The following is a 19,133-nucleotide window of genomic DNA, read 5'->3' on the forward strand; positions in this document are numbered from 1 at the left end:
GTTTCTCAGCTTGCCGCCGTGCCTGTAGCGACGGCGAGATTCCAATGGTCTTTGAGGACGCCCACCAGGCATTGCTGGCACTCTGCCAGAAGCGTGGGCGTCCACGCGTTTTCTGATCTGACTTCCTGCAGCAGCACGAAGGGGGACGCATTGCCCTTGCCCCTGAAGTAGGCGTCCTTCTTCTTGGCACAGTCGTCGTTGCTGGCAGACGCGTTCTTGTTCCTCTCCAGCGGAACCAGATTGGCCAAACGGTGCCTCCAGCCATCGCGCTCGTCTTCGTCCAGGAACCACTTGATCCAGTCCGAACCCTCCGGCGGCGTTTGCGGCAGGCCGTGCTCCAGCGACACGGTATCTTGAAACTGCACTCCGGGGGCACACACCAAGGACTCAAAGCGCAAGACCAGCGCCATCCGCGCCTTGGGCAGATCCTCGTAAACGTCTCCATCAAGTGCCGCGACGCACTTGCGCTGTTGCGCGTCTGTCAGGGCCAGCGTGGTGAGCGCGGCCAGATCCCTCTTGAAGGACTCCGGCTCAATAGACAGGCTAGTTCGACGAAGAAATACGACGGCTGCTTTGATCAGTTCGGTATTCACTGTTGTAGGCCGTGGAGGCAAGGCCGGGGCGGTGACAAGGCTTGGATCACCGTCGAGCGTACTAATCAAAAAGCCCATGTGTTCACCAAACGGCAGACTGACGTAGTTCTGCATTACCCGCTGTTCAAACCAGCCCAAAATATCGCTCAAAGAAGGTAGCAAACTTGTCCAGCACCGCCTGCTTCTTGGCTGCATGGCCGTTGTTCTTGGAAAATCGCGATACCGGCGGCAAGACTTTGGTGATTGCCGTGCCCATGGCAGGGATGCTGCCATCGCGGAACGCATTTCCAATGAACTCACGTGCCGCCTCGGCGTTGAGATTCTCCTCCGCGATGATGCCCTCCAACTCCTGGCTCTGCTTCACCGCCACAAAAGCCTGCCACTGCGCATCCACCTTGGCCTTCATGCTCACCGCATCGACAAACTGCTCAATCAACTCTTTCTTATTACGCAAACTGGGGCTGGAATGAATGGCACGCTCGATCGTCGCACGGATGTCCTTATCCTCCCCCGTCCCCTTTTTCTTCACATACTGCTCGACCAACAACAAAATGAAATCAACATTGATTTCCACCTGCTTGATGAGTTCAATCTCGAAGACCACATCATCATTAATCGATTCCTTCTCAGCAGCCGATGCACTGCGAAATTCCGCATACAGATTCAAATACAGACTCTGATAATCCTGAAACTCCCGCTCTGTGAGAACTTCCTGACCGCCGAAATCATCAAAAGCAGTCAGAATATTTTTCAGCCTCAATATCGAACCGAATAACGTGATAAATGCCTTTTGTGCCGCCTCCCCGACGATCGCCTTCCCCAGCGGAAATGCAGCCATCAGTTCCCCCACCCGCTCCTCATACTCCTTGTAATACTCAGCGTAAGGCCGCAACAGCACGATGCCCTTGGCGTCCTTGTTGCCAAACAAAGCCAGCGCCTCATTCGTCTCCTGCTCCAGATTGCGGAAAGAAACGATGTTGCCGTAGCTCTTGACCGAATTGAGAATGCGGTTGGTCCGCGAATAAGCCTGTATCAAACCGTGCGCCTTCAGAGGCTTGTCCACCCACAGCGTGTTGAGCGTGGTCGCGTCAAAGCCGGTCAGGAACATATTGACCACGATGAGAATGTCCAACTTACGTTTTTTCAGGCGTTCCGACACATCCTTGTAGTAGTTCTGGAACTTGTCTGCCGAGGTATCGAAACTGGTACCAAACAACGCGTTGTAATCCTGGATCGCAGCTTCCAGAAAATTCCGCGACTCTTGATCCAAACCCTCAGTTTCAAACTCCTCCTCACCCAGCCCCCCGTCACCTCCCCCCTCATTGGCAGCAACACTGTAGATCAACCCCACCTTCAACCGTCGTGCCTCGGGCAGGTCCTTTTGCTGCGCCATCAATTCCGCGTAATAACGTTTAGCCGCATCAATGGAAGCAGTGGCCAACAACGCATTAAACCCCTGCAGTCGCTGACCCTCGTGACGGTAGATGCTGGCACGCTTGGTTTTTTGGTCAAAGTGCTCACGGATATAGCTCACAATCTGCCTGATCCGCTCTGGTGCCAACAACGCCCGCTCGGTATCAATAGCCGCCACCTTCTTATCTTTGATATTCGGCTGTGATTTGATCGTATTGATGTAATCAATGCGAAATGGCAACACCGTCTTATCATTGATCGCATCAACAATCGTATACGTATGCAACGTATCGCCAAACGTCTGTTGCGTCGTGCGCCGCATCGGGTTCTGTGTACTGCCTGCATTCTCAGCAAAAATGGGCGTACCAGTGAAACCAAACAAGTGATAACGCTGAAACGCCCTGGTGATTTTGGTGTGCATATCGCCGAATTGACTACGATGACACTCATCAAAAATCACCACCACATGCGCCCCATACACCGGGTGCTGCTTGTGCTTGGCGACAAAGCGGGAAAGCTTCTGAATGGTGGTGATAATGATGTGGACGTCGGAATCTTCCAACTGCCGTTGCAATACCGCCGTGGACGTGTTGGAGTTCGCCGCACCTTTCTGAAAAGACTCGTACTCACGCATCGTCTGGTAGTCCAAGTCCTTACGATCCACCACAAACAACACCTTGTCGATCACACCCAGACCGCATGCCAATTGCGCCACCTTGAAACTCGTCAGCGTTTTGCCGCTGCCCGTGGTGTGCCAAATATAGCCACCTGCCGCCACCGTACCCAACTGCTGCTGATGTGTGGCAATGACAATGCGTTGCAAAATGCGCTCGGCAGCCACAATCTGATAAGGCCGCATCACCAACAACTTACGCTTGGCATTAAACACGCAGTATTTGGTCAGCACGTTAAGCAGCGAATGCTTGGCGAAAAACGTTTTGGTAAAACTAGTTAACTCGGTGATCGGCTGATTTTTCGCATCTGCCCACCAAATGGCAAAAGAGAAACTGTTGGACGTCTTACTCTTACTGCGCTTGTTAGATTGCTCCTCCACATGCCCGGCACGCACCGTATTGCTGTAATACTTGGTCAACGTGCCATTGCTGATGACAAAAAGCTGCACATAATCTAACAACCCCGAACCCGCCCAAAAGCTATCACGCTGATAACGGTTGATCTGATTGAACGCCTCGCGAATGTCCACGCCGCGGCGCTTCAACTCAACATGCACCATCGGCAAACCGTTCACCAACACCGTGACGTCATAGCGGTTGGCACGAGCGCCCTCCACTGCGTACTGATTCATCACCTGCAAGGTGTTGTTGTGGATGTTGACCTTGTCAAGCAGACACATGTTTTTAATGGTGCCATCGTCGCGCTTCAAGACCTGCACATGGTTTTCTTGAATACGTGCCGTTTTTTCCACAATGCCGTCATGTGCACCCGCGATGCAGGTACTGAAAAAACCTTCCCACTCTGCATCCGACAGCGTGACCTTGTTGAGCTTTTCCAACTGGCGCCGAAGATTGGCCAGCAACGCGGCCTCCGAGGTGATCGGCAGATATTCGTAGGCCTGCCCCTGCAACTGCTTGATGAAAGCTGCTTCCAACTCCGCTTCGGACTGATATCCCGCCTCACGCACACCCGAGGCCTCGGGTACAAACTCGGCAACAATGGTGCTCTGCTCAGAGCACACAATAGGTGCATAACGAAAGGGTGGGATAGGTTCACTCATACAGCCTCCTTGAACGTGAGCAACCGGTCGCGGTAGTACGCGTACTGCTGGCGGCGTGCCGCAATCTCGGCAGGCAAACCGGCCGTGATGTCATTGACCAGTGTGTCGAATTGATCGAGAACCGCAACGATGCGGGCTTGGACTTCGAGGGGGGGATGGGGATCTTATATTTCATGATCATCGTCTTATCACCACGAGGCATCTTGGCGCCCTTTGCATGTTGCGAGTCATATGTGAAGAAATCATCCGAAGCCAGCAAATAGTAAAGATAGCGAGGCTTGAGCATGGCCTTGGCTTCATCCTTGATACGAATAACAAGCACATCTTGATTGGTACCACCTGTTGAATGCGCAAGCCATATCTTCTTGAGGTAGGGGCGAATATTTCCTATCAGGATGTCATTGGCCTGATAACCGATGACAGTTCCAGATGTCGGGACAAAATTTGAGCGAACCTTACCTCGTGTGTCAGGAAGCAGATTGTCAACCCCAACATACGAAGATGCATCTAATCCGACGGACTGAATTCGCGTATTAGCGTAAGTTGCAATCTCCCCCAAAGTCACCCACCTGACCCTTGTTGCAGCATCCGTACCCTCCCCGAACGTCAAAAGCGCATCCCGGTAGTACTGATACTGCCGCCGACGAGTCTCCAGCTCCGCCTCCAGCTCCGCCTCTAGCGTGGTGAAGGTATCAAGTACTTTTGCAATTTCAGCCTGAACTTCTACCGGCAGTCTAGGAATGCGAAATGCTTTTACCGCCTCGTCCGTGATGACAGGATAGCTTGCACCATTCTGATTTGCTTCTACATAGCTGTAGAAGGCTTTTGTGCCTAGTAGATGAAACAGAAAATTTGGTAGAAGCAATTCATTTTTTGGTCGAAAGACACAGTAACCAGTGCTAGATATTTGCCCATCGTATTCAGAAGGAATGAGGCAGTAGCGTTTGAGCATCGGCCTTGTTGTACCAAAAATTACATCGTTTTCGCGCACGATTTGCTGCGCCCGACTCGGCGCGGTTCCACTATTAATGGTTTTTGTGCCTCTAATAATGTGGGTATTGCGATCAACCGAAGACAGATCGATATATTGGAATTCTTCACCCTGAGTATCCTGCCATCGGATATTTGAGGTTCTTTCAAGCAACTCACCAACTCTCATGAACCCCACCCCCTCCGGACAAAGCGCTGCAATCAACTCATCAATCCGACTCATCCCCGTTTTTTTCCGCTATTTTTTTGCTGCATTACTTTCACCATTGTTAGAGAGACTGCTACCACATCAAGCTGCTGGCCGCAGCGTTGCGTAGCGTCTTTTGCGTACCCCGCTGTGGCATGAGCAACCCCTTGCTGATCATTGAAACTGCCCGCCGCTTGCAAGGCGTTGTCTTGACCGTTGCCGGACAATCTCACGATCAATGGCGCCCAAGAAGAACGCCCCTGCTTGATCATGCCGCCGCGGCCTTGGCCGCTCATCATGGCTCCCCTTCTAGATCAGCTACGATGGCATCAATCTGCTTCCTCAATTCGGCTTGTCTTGCAACGATGCGGGCAATGTCACGATTGAGCGCCTTGATATCGATACTCTCACGCGTGTCGGCCTGCGCAATGTAACTGGACACAGCGATGTTGTAGCCGTTAGCGGCAATGTCACTGTTGTCAACCAAACGCGCAAAATGCTCAATGTCCTGACGTGCCGTGAAACCATCAAGGATTTTTTTCTGATGCGCCGTGCTCAGCTTGTTCTTGGTGCCACTGCGTACAAACAAACTAGAAGCATCCATGAATAACGTCGCGTTATCACCCTTGGACTTCTTTAACACGATGATGCAAGTAGCAATCGTCGTACCAAAGAACAAATCAGCCGGCAACTGGATGACCGCATCAACATAATTATTGTCGATGAGATATTGGCGGATTTTCTGCTCCGCACCGCCGCGATAAAGAACACCGGGAAACTCAACAATCGCCGCCGTGCCATTGACCGCCAGCCAACTCAGAATATGCAGCGTAAAAGCAAGATCGGCTTTACTTTTAGGCGCCAGTATCCCCGCCGGTGCAAAACGCGGATCATTGATGAGCAGCGCGTTGGAATCACCATCCCATTTGATCGAATACGGCGGATTGGAAACGATCGCTTCAAACGGCTCATCATCCCAATGCGCCGGATCGGTGAGCGTGTCACCGTGTGCAATGTGGAACTTCTCATAATTCACATTGTGCAGAAACATATTGATGCGGCACAGATTGTAAGTGGTGAGATTAATCTCTTGTCCGTAGAAGCCCTGACGCACCTTATCGTGTCCTAACACCTTGACGAAGTTGAGCAACAGCGATCCAGAACCACAGGCCGGGTCATACACCTTATTCACCTCCGTCTTGCCGACCACAGTGATCTGAGTCAGCAATTGAGAGACTTCCTGCGGCGTGTAGAACTCGCCCCCAGATTTGCCCGCCGTGGAAGCGTACATCTGCATCAGATACTCGTAAGCATCACCGAACAAATCGATGGTGTTTTCCGTAAACCCGCCTTCACTACTGGTCAACGGCAAATCGCCGATAGCCTCAAGCAGCTTGACCAACTTTTCGTTACGTTTGGGCACAGTCGGGCCGAGCTTACTGCTGTTGACATCAAGATCATCAAACAGCCCCTTGATGTCCTGCTCAGAATCACTGCCAATCGCCGAGCGCTCAATGTTGGCAAAGACCTTGCTCAACGTCTCATTGAGGTTATCGTCAAACTTCGCTCCGGCCCGCACCCTGACAAACAGCTCAGAAGGCAAGATGTAAAAACCTTTTTCCTTCACCGTTTCCGCGCGGCCGGACTCGGCACCCGCATCACTCAATTGAGCGTAGTCAAAATCGACATTACCGTTACCGGTTCGGGGCTCCTGCGCATTGATGTAACTGGTCAGATTCTCTGAGATAAAACGATAAAACAGCATCCCCAGCACATAGGTCTTAAAGTCCCAGCCATCGACACTGCCGCGCAGATCGTTGGCGATGCGCCAAATGGTTTTGTGCAACTCGGCACGTTCCTGCTCTTTGTTATTGCTCACTCATGCCACATCATTCTGCCGCGGAATGAGAGAGTTTATTGTCAGTTGCAACGCCAAGATACCAAGAGACACACAACACCCTCACCAAGCGTTGCCGAAGCGCCACCAACACCGTAAATATCCAGCGGCTTTCTAAACGCACATCTTGCGTGAGGGTGACAAGCGACACCGTTCAATCACAGCAAATGCGATAAGGTATTCCGGCGTACTCCTGACAGTCCCCCCCGGAGGACTGCTTTTTCTTAGCGTCAATACCGCGGAAATCAACACAACAACCACCGCTCCTTACAACCCATGATGAACCGCAGTAGCACTCCAAAACCGTGCCGAGTGCCCAGAGCACCACCAATACAACGTGCACACACCCCCTTTGCATATCGCCCCATTCCGTCAGCCCCCATCTCTGACGGAGTGTTTCACTTGGACGTGGGCGATTGCATCCAGCGCGCGCGCTATTGATCTTCATTGATGCTACAAACCTATTTTTTTGAATTTTCATCATCACTTTTTGCAAGAGAACGCAGCCATGCATGGCCCCTCTATTTATTTCATACTGACCGTGCTGATGTTTAGCATCAGTCCGGGGCCAGCCATGATGTTTGTGCTTCAGCAATCCCAGAAGAACGGGGTTAAAACTGCTCTGGCTGCAGTGCTTGGGACTGAGATTGGCGTATTTATTTACGTCATCCTCACCGCATTGGGTATCAGTACTGTTTTAAAGCAATACCCATCCATTTATACCGGCCTGCAAGGGATAGGTGCGGCCTATCTGCTTTACATCGCCTACCTCAGCTGGCCGCGTCAGAATGCTTCAAACCAGACTCCTACAGCGTCCCGTTCAAGTTACACAGGCACCTTCATACAAGGAGTGCTGATTAACTTGACGAATCCCAAGATCGCTTTGTTCTTCCTGAGTCTGATCCCTCAATTCGTCCCACGAGATAGCAATGCCATGACCTTTATGGTGTACGGGTTGATCTTCAACACGAGCGGCCTCTTAGTGAACTTCTCTGTCGCTCTTCTGGCAGACAGGGTCAATCGTATGCTTCGGAACGTCACATGGTTTAACTACGTGCCGCCGATTCTCTTTATTAGCATTGCTGTTCTATCAATGAAAGCACGTCTCTAATGCACCTGTGTCATGCGCTTCATGCCTGAAATATCCAACTGACTACGACGATTGCACAGTCCCCCTTCTCCAGAAAGGCATCGCACTGTGTGTATTTCAGAAAGCCCCCTTTAGCCGCATCAAGCAAGATAAAAACGTTCCTCAAAATGCAATCAAGATCTGCCTGAATTTCGTTGGCCCAATCGCAGGTGTCGTGTCCGCAGCACTCATCAGCCGATTGCTACAACCACACCCGCAGCGCGTGGCACAACGTCATGCACACCACGCCACCGGCGAATGCTTGCATTGCACCAAGTGATGTAGCGCATTGAACCACTCACAATGACGCACGATGCTGCGATTCACCCACTGCTGCGCCCTGCACCCACGTTTGGGAACGCAACGTTCCACTGCTAGACTCTCACCCGGCGTGATCCGTCGCAGATGCTTCCCATGCCCCCCATGACCACAGCACCGTGCATTTGCATCGCCCAGATCGCCCACCCCCTGGGCGTGACCAAGGACACCGTGTATCAATGACGCGAGCCACACCGCCCTGCATCTGTGTAGACAACGCACCGTGTCCGCAGTGCACACATGAATCCGCGCCCGCGGTGCCGATACAGACACCGATCCCAACACGCAAGGAAACGCAAGGCCAGCCCCCTCATGACACGCACTGCACTGACCCAACGCGCTCACCGACAACGCATCGCCTTCGCCATCCCCATGCTGCATCACAACGCAGACAACACCACGATGCATCCGGCCTGCGGCACTGCATGTGTCCTGTGGCAGACACACGACACCAGACACACCCACGGCACAACCTTACCCAGCCACAGCCGATACCACCACAAGCGCTGGCAACCGCATTGCGCTGACAGCACCCGACCACGGGAAGACGCGCCGCCCAAGCATCGTGCTCACTGCAACAGATTCCCTGGCCTCCACGCGTGACCGAGATGGACCATGCCACCCTGACCACCTTGCGTGAGCGGCACCCCGCCTGGCGGTTACTGACCTCATCGCATGCCCCCCTGGTCGCAAGCTTTCTGCACCGCCTGTTCGTTGCAACGAACGCGCGCCTGCTGAGCGAGACCAAGATCACCCAGGCACTGGAAGACACGCTGTATGCGCTGCGTGAACACGAAGGACCGGAGGCCTACCCGAAGGGCGCCCTGGACTACCTCAATGACTGGTCCGCACCCGACAAAGGCTGGCTACGCAAGTTCTACACACCAGACACGGATGAAGCGCAGTTTGACCTCACCCCGGCCACTGAAAAAGCCATCCTCTGGTTGCTGTCACTCACGGAACGCTCATTTGTCGGCACCGAATCGCGCTTGCTAACACTGTTTGCGCTGCTGGAGCAAATGAGCACCGGCACCGAGACCGACCCCAAAAAGCGCGTGGAAGAACTGCAAAAGAAGCGCGACGCACTGGACATCGAAATCGCCCACGTCCTGGAAGGGCATACACCGCTGCTGGACGACACCGCGATCAAAGACCGCTTCCAGCAATTCCAGCAACTGGCGCGTGAGCTGCTGTCCGACTTCCGCCAAGTGCAAGACAACTTCCGCCAGCTGGACCGCAAGGTACGCGAGAAAATCGCACTGTGGGAAGGCACCAAGGGCACGCTGCTGGACGAAATCATGGGCGAGCGCGATGCCATCAGCGATTCTGACCAGGGCCGCAGCTTCCGCGCCTTCTGGAACTTCCTGCTCTCCAGCCGACGTCGCGAGGAACTTTCCGAGCGGCTGGGCCAGGTGCTGGCGCTGCCCGCGGTGGCGGCGCTGCATCCGGAGCCGCGTACCCGTCGCATCCACGACGACTGGATAGAAGCCGGCGAACAAACCCTGCGTACCATCAGCCAACTATCGCAGCAATTACGCCACTTTGTGGAAAGCCGAGCTTTTCTGGAGAACCGCCGCATTATGGACCTGCTACACGGCATTGAGCGCAACGCACTCGGCCTGCGCGACATGACACCCTCCGGCACAGTGATGCACCTGGATGCGATCGGGGCGGACATTCAACTGCCGCTGGAACGCCCCTTATTCACCCCACACGCAAAGCCGCGCCTGGCTGATCTGGTCCTTGCGGCCGGTACAGACGACATCGACACCACCCCCTTGTTTAACCAAATTGTGATGGACAAAGCACGCCTGCGCTTAGCCATCCAACGCGCACTGCGCACCCAATCCCAGATCTCCCTGCGCACCCTGTTGCAAACTGAGCCACTGCAACAGGGTTTGGCCGAACTGGTCGCCTACCTGGAGCTGGCCCACACCAGCAACAGCAGTGATCCGGACGGCTTGCGCGGCATCGTCGACGAAACGGTAGAAGAGCCGATCCGCTGGCAGGCCAACAATACCGTGGGTGAAACAGTCACCCGCGAGGCACGCTTACCCCGCATCATCTTCACGCGGCGTGCCCTCTCAGATCATCAGGAATCATCACAAGGAGACAGAGCCCATGAAGGACACGCTGTATGAGAGTGATGTCGTAGCGACCCCACGCAACGCACTGCCGACAGTGCCCAAACTGTCACACCTGATGGTGTACTTGCTCAAAGGGGTGCTGTACCGCAACCAAGAAGAACGCCTATGGTCCAGCTTGCTGCGCCTACAGACACAGGTCAGAGAACACACCGCCGTGCTGTGGCTGGATCTAGTACTGGACGAAGCCGAAGGCTACGCCTTCCTAAAGAGCCGCCCCGACCCGGACGCCGCCGAAGGCAGTGCCCGCCCGCCTCGGCTGATCGTACGTCGCGCGCTGCCCTACAAGGTGAGCCTGATGCTGGCACTGCTGCGCAAACGCATGGCGGAGTCCGATGCGCGCGGCGGTGCCCCCCGGCTGGTGCTGACACGCGAGGAGATTGCCGAACTGATGCGGGTGTTCCTGCCCGACGCCACCAACGAGGCACGGCTCATTGATCAGCTCGACACGACCATCAAGAGGGTGGTCGAGCTGGGGTTTTTGCGCCCCTTGCCCTCCCCCTCCAGCAGCACACCAAACCATAACAACTACGAAGTAAGCCGCATCTTGAAAGCCTTTGTAGATGCCCAATGGCTGGCCGAATTCGATGCACGCTTGGAGGCCTATCATGCCGTGCCATCGGACGATCAAGACGATCAAGACGAACCTGACACCACGCCTGAAGCACAAGGGGAGTCAGGCGATGCGTGAGACCTCCACACTTGGCCTAAATTTCGTTGCCGATGACAAGCGTGTCGGCTTCCGGCTACAGCACCTAGAAGTAGTGAACTGGGGCACCTTCAACACCCGTGTGTGGTGCTACACCCTGGGCGGGCGCAGCGGCCTGCTCACCGGCGACATCGGTTCGGGCAAGTCCACACTGATTGACGCAATCACCACCCTGTTGGTGCCAGCGCAGCGCGTGGCCTACAACAAGGCCGCTGGGGCCGATGCCCGCGAACGCTCGTTGCGCTCCTACGTGTTGGGCTACTACAAGAGCGAACGCAACGATGCCACCGGCACCGCTAAGCCCGTAGCATTGCGCGGCACGTCGGACTACTCCGTCATCCTCGGCGTCTTCCACAACGTCGGCTATGACAAGGTCATCACCCTGGCCCAGGTCTTCTGGCTGAAGGACTCCCAAAGCCAGCCTGCCCGACTGTTCGTGGTGGCAGAACGCGCCCTTGGCATCGCCACGGACTTCAACAACTTGGGCGGCGACATCAAGACCCTACGTAAGAAGCTTCGCGGTGCAGGGTGCGAGCTGTTCGACAGCTTCCCACCCTACGGGGCGTGGTTTCGCCGACGCTTCGGCATCCAACACGAGCAAGCGTTGGAGCTGTTCCACCAAACCGTCTCAATGAAGTCCGTGGGCAATCTCACCGACTTCGTGTGCAGCCACATGCTAGAACCCTGTGATATGGGCAGCCGCATTGAGGCGTTGATCTGCCACTTCGACGACCTGGACCGGGCGCATCAAGCCGTGCTCACAGCCAAGCAGCAGGTGAAGTTGCTCGCCCCCCTGGTCGAGGACGGCAAGAAGCACCAGACGCAGCTAGGCAATATTCAAACCTTGGAGGCTGGACGTGACACACTGCGGCCCTACTTCGCACAGCTCAAAGGGGAACTGCTGAAGCACCGCCTGGAGGCACTGGCAGCCGAAGCGGCCCAGCTAACTGTGGAGATCCAGCACCTGGAAGAACAGCGCAAGGCCGCAGACAGTAAAGTCACCCAACTGAAACAGGATATGCGAGACAACGGCGGCGACCGCCTGGAAGCGCTGGCGGCAGAGATTGAGCAACTGGAGCAAACCAAGGCACAACGCCAAAAGAAGTCCGACCGCTACCAAACGCTACTGACCAAGATTGACGAGACAGCGCCAGCCGATGCAATAGGCTTCTCCACCCAGCAACAGCGCTTTGCGCAACATACCGAGGAATTAAACGCAGCCATTGCGACGTTGCATAACGACAAGAGCGAAAAGGATCGTGCTCTCTACGATGCTCGGGAAAAGCACACCAAACTATTGGCAGAAATCAACAGTCTGCAACAGCGCCAGAGCAACATCAGCGCCGCCCAGATCGGCATCCGTCATGATCTGTGTATGGCATTGTCCATTGATGCGGAGGCATTGCCTTTCGCGGGCGAACTCATCCAGGTGCGTGAGGACGCACGCGATTGGGAAGGCGCCGCCGAGCGGTTGCTACACAGCTTTGGCCTCACCCTGCTGGTTCCGGACGCGTACTACAAGGCTGTGGCCGAGTGGGTGAACCGCGAGCAGTTGCAGCGCCGTCTGGTGTATTTCCATATGCGTCCACGCAATACGACGCAGGATGCAGCGTTACATGCGCAGTCGCTGGTACACAAACTCATCATCAAACCGGAGTCACCACACTACACGTGGCTGCAACAGGAACTTCAGCGGCGCTGCAACGTCGTCTGCTGTGACACCATGGAGCAGTTCCATCGTGAGGTCCGCGCCATCACGCAGGCGGGCCAGATCAAAGACCCCAGTGGCCGCCATGAGAAGGACGACCGCCATCGCATTGACGACCGCAGCCGCTACGTCCTCGGCTGGAGCAATGCCGACAAGCTGCACACTTTGAACGCGCAACGGCAACACCTGGAAGACAGCATGGGCATGTTGGGACAAGACCTCGGCACCATTCAGCGGGAATGCCAGAAACAACAGGAACGGCTGGATGCACTCAACAAGCTGGGGGAGTACCCGGACTTTGTGGACATCGACTGGATGAGCCTGGTCCGCCAGATTGCCGGACTCAAAGAGGAACACGCGGAGCTCCAAACCACATCTAACATTTTGCAAACCCTGCAACAGCAACTCACAGAGGCGCAGACGCGAGTCAAGGTGCTGGAGGACAAGTGCAAGAACGCGTGGCACGAACAGGGCGAGGTCAAGAGCAAACAAAAAACGGCGCAGCAGATGTGGAATCAGGCCCATAGCGCTTGGGATGATGCGCCGCTGAGCCAAGCGCAGATCGCGCTATTGGCTGGCTGGCGCCAGCAAGCGCTGGGGGAGCACGTGCTATCGGTCGAATCTTGCGACAACCACGAGCAGCAAGTTCGCCAATGGCTACAAAAACGTATTGATGCGGAGAACGCTCACCTGAGACAACTGAATGACCGTATTACAGGCGCCATGCACCGCTTCAAAGATCAGTTCAAGGCTGAGACCGTGGAGATGGACGCAGACTTGGCGGCGCTGCCAGAGTATGAACGGATGCTCAACGGCTTGCAGAAGGACGACCTGCCCCGATTCGAGGCGCGCTTCAAAGCACTGCTGAACGTCAACACCATCAACGAGATCGCCAGCTTTAACGCCCAACTCAACCGTGAGCGGGAGACGATCACCGAGCGCATCAAGGACATCAATCAATCGCTGCACGGCATTGACTACAACCAGGATCACTACATCAACCAATCACTGCACGGCATTGACTACAAAAGGGGGCGCTACATCACGCTGCTGGCACAACCCAGCCCGGACGCTGAGATACGCGACTTCCAGCAGGATCTACGGGCATGTACCGAAGGTACGTTGACCGGTTCGGACGATGAACAGTATTCGGACGCCAAATTCCTCCAGGTCAAGCACATCATTGACCGCTTCCGGGGCCGTGAAGGGCTGTCGGATGCCGACCGGCGCTGGACGGCCAAGGTCACCGACGTGCGCAACTGGTTTGTGTTTTCGGCCAGCGAGCGCTGGCGCGCCGATGAGAGCGAGTACGAGCACTACGCCGACTCGGGCGGTAAATCTGGCGGCCAGAAAGAAAAGCTGGCCTACACCGTGTTGGCGGCAAGCCTGGCCTACCAGTTTGGGCTGAAGTGGGATGAGGTGCGTTCAGAATCGTTCCGCTTCGTGATTATTGATGAGGCGTTCGGGCGCGGCTCGGACGAGTCAGCCGAGTACGGGCTGCGCCTATTCCAAAAGCTCAACCTGCAATTGTTGATCGTGACGCCGCTGCAGAAGATTCACATCATTGAGCCGTTCGTCTCCAGCGTGGGATTCGTGCACAACAAGGGCGGGTGCGACTCGCAGCTACGCTGCCTGTCGATTGAGGAGTACCAGGCGGAGAAAACCAATGGAAGCGGACCGAGAGGCGACGCCCGATGAGTTGGGCCACACCAGTCAGCCTGCGCGCCCAGGTGGAACGCCTGTGGAAGCAGGGCGACTTGCTGCGGGCGCTGGTCACGGACACACACGCCATGACGTGGCCGCACCGCCTGACGCTGCAGGCGCCCAACGCTGCGGATCTGTCCGAGCGCTTTCAGGCGGTGCGTGATTGGGTGCAGGCCATCGTTGGCACCGCGCAGATTCGGATCCAATGGCGGGAATGGAAGCACCGCGTCCAAGGGACACAACAGGTTCCTGCAGCCGTCTATCTGGACACCCTGCAAGACGCGTTGGCTTTCATCGGTAAGACGCATGAAGCGCTGCAGTTTGAAGCGGTGTGGCAGCAGACCGCAGCCGCGCAGCCAGTGCTCCTGGCGTGGCTGTTACGACGCCCGACCCAAGCGCTGGAGGTGGCCGACCGCTGGGAACGTCTTTTAGCCGTGGTCGCCTGGCTTCAGGCGCATCCTCGTCCAGGCGTTTACCTACGCCAAGTAGATGTGCCCGGAGTGGACAGCAAATTCATTGAGGCGCACAAAAGCGTGTTGACCGCGCTGCTGGACTTGGCGTTGCCGCCAGAGAGTATCGACACGGCCGCCAACGGCGTGCGTCAGTTCACGCGCCGCTTCGGCTTCCTCGACAAGCCTGTGCCGATCCGGTTTCGTCTGCTTGACGCCGCGCTGCCCGGCCTGCCGGGCTGGGCAGGGCTGCCGGACATCAGCCTAGACGCGGCTCACTTCGCGGCACTGACGCTCCCTATCACGCGCGTCTTCATCATCGAGAACGAAATCAGCTTCCTCACCTTCCCCAAGGTGGCCGGTGCGATCGTCATCTTCGGCGCTGGCTACGGCTGGGAACAGCTGGCACGCGCCGCGTGGCTGCATGCCTGCCAACTGTACTACTGGGGTGACATGGATACTCACGGCTTCACCATCCTCAACCGGCTGCGTGGCTACTTTGGGCACGTGACTTCTGTGCTCATGGACCAAGACACATTGTTGGCGCATCGCGTGCACTGGGACGAGGAATCCAAGCCGACACGCCAGGCCTTGGAGCACCTCACCACGGAAGAGGCTGCCGTCTACGATGACCTGCGATACGATCGCCACCAGCCCAGGCTGCGCCTGGAGCAGGAGCGGATTGGCTTTCGCTGGGTGTGCGATCGGCTGGCCTGCTTGCTCTCAGCACCACCCCAGGATGCGTAAGCTCCAGAAGCGGCGGTGCGCTGGGGCAACGCTGCGCCATCAATCACAACACCTCCGCCCCCATTCTCGGTTTTGGGGTCCTTTGCGGGTTCCGTGCACCTGGCGGGCTGCTGTGCTGCATCTGCCTGCCATGTCGCGCATAAGCAGCATGAGCTGGCCCGTTCGCTTCGGTGCTGCGCGATCTTCTGTCGGAAGCTGTGCCGACTGCTTCAGCGCAGCACACGTAGCCAGTGTTGTTCATCAACCACCTGTGAGGGTGCCAATAAGCTTGCTCAATATCTGTGAAGGGATAACGAACGCACTCAGCGCACACGGCATCGCATCCTAGACAGGGCCACGCGTTGCAGCATAACCACGAGTGCGCCGTAGGCAGCGTCTTGCGATTCTGGCAGGCCCTTGGTCTTAAGCAGGTCGCTCGGCTTGATGCTGTCCAAACCGGCGTGTTGCATGATGCGATCCACCGTCATAGCTTCACCCTTGAACGACCCGAGCAGCTCGAACACGTTGCTCTGAGCGTCTCTAAATCGAACCGACCGGGCATCGCCATCCGGCAGCATCACCTAATTTGAAGTGCGCGAAAAACAGCGGATTGCCGCGTGTGGTCAGTGTTTGCAACACGCGCGCATGCGAGGCAATCGCAATCCGGCGGCAACCATTGTCGGGGGACACTGCTGCTGGACAGCGCTCACCGCTTTTGAATGACCACTGATTGCAACACGCTGTCCATCAATTGACGGGCACGCTGGTAATTCTCGGTGTTTTTTTGACGTTCTGACTCAGTAAAGTTGAAATCCACCGTGATGTAGTAGCCGCTATCGCCGATCGGGGTCATCCAGGTTTCCACGCCATCACCCAGCGGGGTCGGAAGATACGCGCGGTACCAGGTCCAGGGATTACCCCAGCGCGTCTCGGTCTGTGGGACCTCCAGAAAAGCAACGTTGGATGTGGCCCCACTCATTTTAAGTTTGGATACGAGGGCACTACTGCGGCTATAGAGCGCACCCATGGCTTGCTCATCGGCTTGCTGAGTTTTTTTCATCAGATCCGTTAGTTCCTGAATATGCTCCTGGATACTTTGGCTGGTGGCGCTGCGGATGCCGAAACTGATGTCGTTGGGTCCCACAAACCGCGCCCTGCACAGCGGATGAAATCTCATCACCGCATTCACTCTCAACACCCTGACGTTATGCAAAGGGCGCGTGGTGGTGGGAGTCAGCTTCTTGGCACCGATGATAGAGGCATCCAGTGGAACAACCGTCGGCTGTTGACCTTCCAGGTTAACCATGATTCCCGGGACCTCTGTTCCATGACTGCGTTGCATCACCATCTGCACATTGTTGGGCGGTGCGCCTGGATAACAGCGGTAGATGTTGACGCCATTGATAAAGGCATGCTTGATGGTGTACTGATCTAAAAAATTCACCTGAAATTGTTCCAGGGTCAGATCGCGGCTCTCCTTAGGTCCGGCCATCATGATCGGCTTGCCGGTATCCGAGTCGATCACAGGAGCGGTGCTGCAAGCCGACAACAGTAGGCCGGCAACACAGATTGATACACACAGTGGGATTCGCAATTTCATAACAGTGTCTCCTTACGTTGGGGTCAATGGTTGGCACATCTTTGCCTACATCCCTGTTATCGGTGTTGCTGAGAATGCCGGATCGGTTGGTGGTGAGGCCATCGCTGGCCAGGTGTGCTCCAGCACCCTGAGTGTGCTGTTGCCCCTGCGTTTGCATGGTGCTCAGGTCGGCAGGTACCCGACGTCAGCGAGCAGCGCCGGGGGCAAGGTAGGAGCCGGTTTCGAGAAGTGCAATGTCACTCAGGTCAGGCGGTAGGGAAGTTTGGGGTGACTCATGTAGCGGGCATGGATGGTCTGCGGCATGGCATGGGGTGTTGAGGTGTTGAGGTGTTGAGGTGTTGAGGTGTTGAGGTGTTGAGGTGTTGAGGTGTTGAGGTGTTGGAGTGTTGGAGTGTTGGAGTGTTGGAGTGTTGGAGTGTTGGAGTGTTGGAGTGTTGGAGTGTTGGAGTGTTGGAGTGTTGGAGTGTTGGAGTGTTGGTGTGTTGGAGTGTTGGAGTGTTGGAGTGTTGGAGTGTTGGAGTGTTGGTGTGTTGGAGTATTTCAGTCAGTGTGGGCAGGCCTTTATGGGGTTGGCTGGCGTAGGTGGCGGCTTCAGTCGGTGGTCTCTGGGATATCCCAATCCGCTGATTTAGCTTCGCCAGTTTGATAGAACTGTTTGACGCATTTGATGTATTCCAGAAAGTCGCGGTTCTCGGTGGCGAGCCGGTTGGCCATGTCCCAATCGATGTCATCGCGCTCGCGGGCTGGAATCAAGATCTGACTGTCCGCAGGGGTGTCGCTATCTAGTTTGATGAGGCCGATGCCGTGGGCCGCAAATAACATGCGTAGTTCTTTGAGGGTGTATGGGCCTTCAATCTCGGCTGCAACCAGATAGGCGAAATTGGCCCATGAGGAATTGGAGACTGTCTGGAAAAAGCATTCACGCACATTCGACATGTTGATCAGCAACTTGACTTCAAAGGACCACAGTTTGGTGCGTTTGTCGGAATAGTGGCTCACACAATCGCGCACTTGTTGGTGCCACTCCACACCCAAATCCTGCATGCCGACCACATCGGGGTACAACCAGCGGTTGCCGTTGGGGCCACGCTTGTTGGATGAACGCTTTTCGTCGATACGCTTTGCGTAGACGCCACATTCATCCAAAAGATAGCGCGACAGCAGCGGGTAGAGTGCATGTTCGCCCGTCGTTACGTTGCCATTCGCCTGCTTGGTGGGCTTGGTGGCGGTGCTTTCCGCGGCAGCCACTGCGGCAATGTCTGTTTGTGTGGTGTAGTAGTACTTGCGTGGTCTGCCTTCGGTGACCTTCAGTTCCGGGTGTTTCTTCTGCAAGCTGGGACGGCGGGAACCAATTTCCGCAACCAATTGTTGGATTAGGTCGCTGTCGGTGTTGATGGAAGCGCTTTGGCTATTGGATTTTTTCTGCTGACATTCCGCAGGATAGGTGCTGAAGATCCATTCGGCGATCTGCCGTGCAGTGAATTTTTCTTCGGGGCGTGTTTGTACGCAATCCAATATGGCTTTCCCCAGATTTAATGTCATTACAGTCTCCTTGAGTGTGTGAATACCTTGTTGATGTGCTGCACAGCCAATATCGATCTTTGGTCTGTGCTGTGTTGGCTGCGCTAGGCAGGGTCGCGATTTGGCCTGGCTGAAAAACCGGCGTTGGTTCTGAAGGGGGAGCCGCAGCAATGCGGAAATACCGCGCATTTCATCACATTCTTTATGGTTAATAAAAGCATCAAGGCTGTATGGGTGGCCATGCGATATATCGCTTCGGATGGAGTTGACGAAATCAGTAGGCGGCAGCACTTGGAAGGGCCACGCCCCG

General features: G+C 55.6%; 17 protein-coding genes and 1 pseudogene. 8 read left to right on the top strand and 10 right to left on the bottom strand.

The window, feature by feature from the left end:
- Positions 1 to 5: 5 nt before the first annotated feature.
- The 6 genes and pseudogenes from F7G16_RS11370 to F7G16_RS11390 form a co-directional block, all read right to left on the bottom strand.
- Positions 6 to 743, bottom strand: coding sequence for an HNH endonuclease family protein (locus F7G16_RS11370; protein WP_234552903.1), 738 nt, complete (start codon positions 741 to 743; stop codon positions 6 to 8).
- Positions 718 to 3,741 carry a type I restriction endonuclease subunit R gene (locus F7G16_RS11375; protein WP_004087455.1) on the bottom strand — a complete coding sequence of 1,008 codons (3,024 nt, stop codon included), beginning with the start codon at positions 3,739 to 3,741 and terminating at the stop codon, positions 718 to 720. Before F7G16_RS11375 ends, F7G16_RS11370 begins: the two co-directional genes overlap by 26 nt.
- Entirely contained in the window at positions 3,738 to 3,872 is a 135-nt protein-coding gene (locus F7G16_RS12425) for a restriction endonuclease subunit S domain-containing protein (protein WP_187695184.1), read from the bottom strand. Before F7G16_RS12425 ends, F7G16_RS11375 begins: the two co-directional genes overlap by 4 nt.
- A 578-nt stretch (positions 3,873 to 4,450) precedes the next feature.
- Positions 4,451 to 4,954, bottom strand: a pseudogene (locus tag F7G16_RS12430) (restriction endonuclease subunit S); the annotation flags it as partial.
- Positions 4,951 to 5,217 (bottom strand): hypothetical protein, encoded by a 267-nt coding sequence (locus tag F7G16_RS11385; protein WP_012382785.1) that lies wholly within the window; start codon positions 5,215 to 5,217, stop codon positions 4,951 to 4,953. The pseudogene F7G16_RS12430 and the gene F7G16_RS11385, both read right to left, overlap by 4 nt.
- Positions 5,214 to 6,797, bottom strand: coding sequence for a type I restriction-modification system subunit M (locus F7G16_RS11390; protein WP_011098361.1), 1,584 nt, complete (start codon positions 6,795 to 6,797; stop codon positions 5,214 to 5,216). The genes F7G16_RS11385 and F7G16_RS11390 overlap by 4 nt, the downstream gene beginning before the upstream one ends.
- Before the next feature lie 526 nt (positions 6,798 to 7,323).
- On the opposite strand from F7G16_RS11390, the gene F7G16_RS11395 reads away from it, so the two are divergent.
- The 6 genes from F7G16_RS11395 to F7G16_RS11420 all read left to right on the top strand — a co-directional run bounded on the left by F7G16_RS11395 (position 7,324) and on the right by F7G16_RS11420 (position 15,723).
- Entirely contained in the window at positions 7,324 to 7,926 is a 603-nt protein-coding gene (locus F7G16_RS11395; RefSeq protein ID WP_004087444.1) for a LysE family translocator, read from the top strand.
- A 648-nt stretch (positions 7,927 to 8,574) separates the two neighbouring features.
- Positions 8,575 to 8,865, top strand: a complete 291-nt coding sequence (locus F7G16_RS12435) for a hypothetical protein (protein WP_225621591.1) — start codon at positions 8,575 to 8,577, stop codon at positions 8,863 to 8,865.
- Positions 8,866 to 8,870: 5 nt separating this feature from the next.
- On the top strand, positions 8,871 to 10,403 hold the full coding sequence (locus F7G16_RS11405; protein WP_004087440.1) for a DUF3375 domain-containing protein: 1,533 nt from the start codon (positions 8,871 to 8,873) through the stop codon (positions 10,401 to 10,403).
- Positions 10,384 to 11,097, top strand: coding sequence for a DUF4194 domain-containing protein (locus tag F7G16_RS11410; protein ID WP_004087438.1), 714 nt, complete (start codon positions 10,384 to 10,386; stop codon positions 11,095 to 11,097). The genes F7G16_RS11405 and F7G16_RS11410 overlap by 20 nt, the downstream gene beginning before the upstream one ends.
- Positions 11,090 to 14,521: an ATP-binding protein gene (locus F7G16_RS11415; protein ID WP_004087437.1), complete on the top strand. Its 3,432-nt coding sequence runs from the start codon at positions 11,090 to 11,092 to the stop codon at positions 14,519 to 14,521. Before F7G16_RS11410 ends, F7G16_RS11415 begins: the two co-directional genes overlap by 8 nt.
- Positions 14,518 to 15,723 carry a Wadjet anti-phage system protein JetD domain-containing protein gene (locus F7G16_RS11420; RefSeq protein ID WP_004087436.1) on the top strand — a complete coding sequence of 402 codons (1,206 nt, stop codon included), beginning with the start codon at positions 14,518 to 14,520 and terminating at the stop codon, positions 15,721 to 15,723. Before F7G16_RS11415 ends, F7G16_RS11420 begins: the two co-directional genes overlap by 4 nt.
- Positions 15,724 to 16,025: 302 nt before the next feature.
- Here F7G16_RS11420 and F7G16_RS12440 read toward each other — a convergent pair whose 3' ends face one another.
- Genes F7G16_RS12440 through F7G16_RS11435 form a run of 3 tightly spaced genes read right to left on the bottom strand, consistent with a single transcriptional unit; the run spans position 16,026 to position 17,302 of the window.
- Positions 16,026 to 16,190 (bottom strand): hypothetical protein, encoded by a 165-nt coding sequence (locus F7G16_RS12440; RefSeq protein WP_225621592.1) that lies wholly within the window; start codon positions 16,188 to 16,190, stop codon positions 16,026 to 16,028.
- A 52-nt stretch (positions 16,191 to 16,242) separates the two neighbouring features.
- Complete coding sequence (locus F7G16_RS11430; RefSeq protein ID WP_014607527.1) at positions 16,243 to 16,392, bottom strand: hypothetical protein; 150 nt, start codon at positions 16,390 to 16,392, stop codon at positions 16,243 to 16,245.
- A 16-nt stretch (positions 16,393 to 16,408) separates the two neighbouring features.
- Positions 16,409 to 17,302 carry a DUF769 domain-containing protein gene (locus tag F7G16_RS11435; protein WP_004087434.1) on the bottom strand — a complete coding sequence of 298 codons (894 nt, stop codon included), beginning with the start codon at positions 17,300 to 17,302 and terminating at the stop codon, positions 16,409 to 16,411.
- Positions 17,303 to 17,306: 4 nt separating this feature from the next.
- Here F7G16_RS11435 and F7G16_RS11440 point away from each other — a divergent pair, with 4 nt between their 5' ends.
- Positions 17,307 to 17,558 (top strand): hypothetical protein, encoded by a 252-nt coding sequence (locus tag F7G16_RS11440; RefSeq protein WP_014607528.1) that lies wholly within the window; start codon positions 17,307 to 17,309, stop codon positions 17,556 to 17,558.
- Positions 17,559 to 17,685: 127 nt separating this feature from the next.
- Positions 17,686 to 17,934: a hypothetical protein gene (locus tag F7G16_RS11445; protein WP_080729512.1), complete on the top strand. Its 249-nt coding sequence runs from the start codon at positions 17,686 to 17,688 to the stop codon at positions 17,932 to 17,934.
- Here F7G16_RS11445 and F7G16_RS11450 read toward each other — a convergent pair.
- Positions 17,894 to 18,844: a COG2958 family protein gene (locus F7G16_RS11450; RefSeq protein ID WP_004087430.1), complete on the bottom strand. Its 951-nt coding sequence runs from the start codon at positions 18,842 to 18,844 to the stop codon at positions 17,894 to 17,896. The two genes, F7G16_RS11445 and F7G16_RS11450, sit on opposite strands and share 41 nt — an antisense overlap.
- Positions 18,845 to 19,133 lie beyond the last annotated feature (289 nt).

Source organism: Xylella fastidiosa (assembly GCF_011801475.1).
Taxonomy (GTDB): Bacteria; Pseudomonadota; Gammaproteobacteria; order Xanthomonadales; family Xanthomonadaceae; genus Xylella; species Xylella fastidiosa.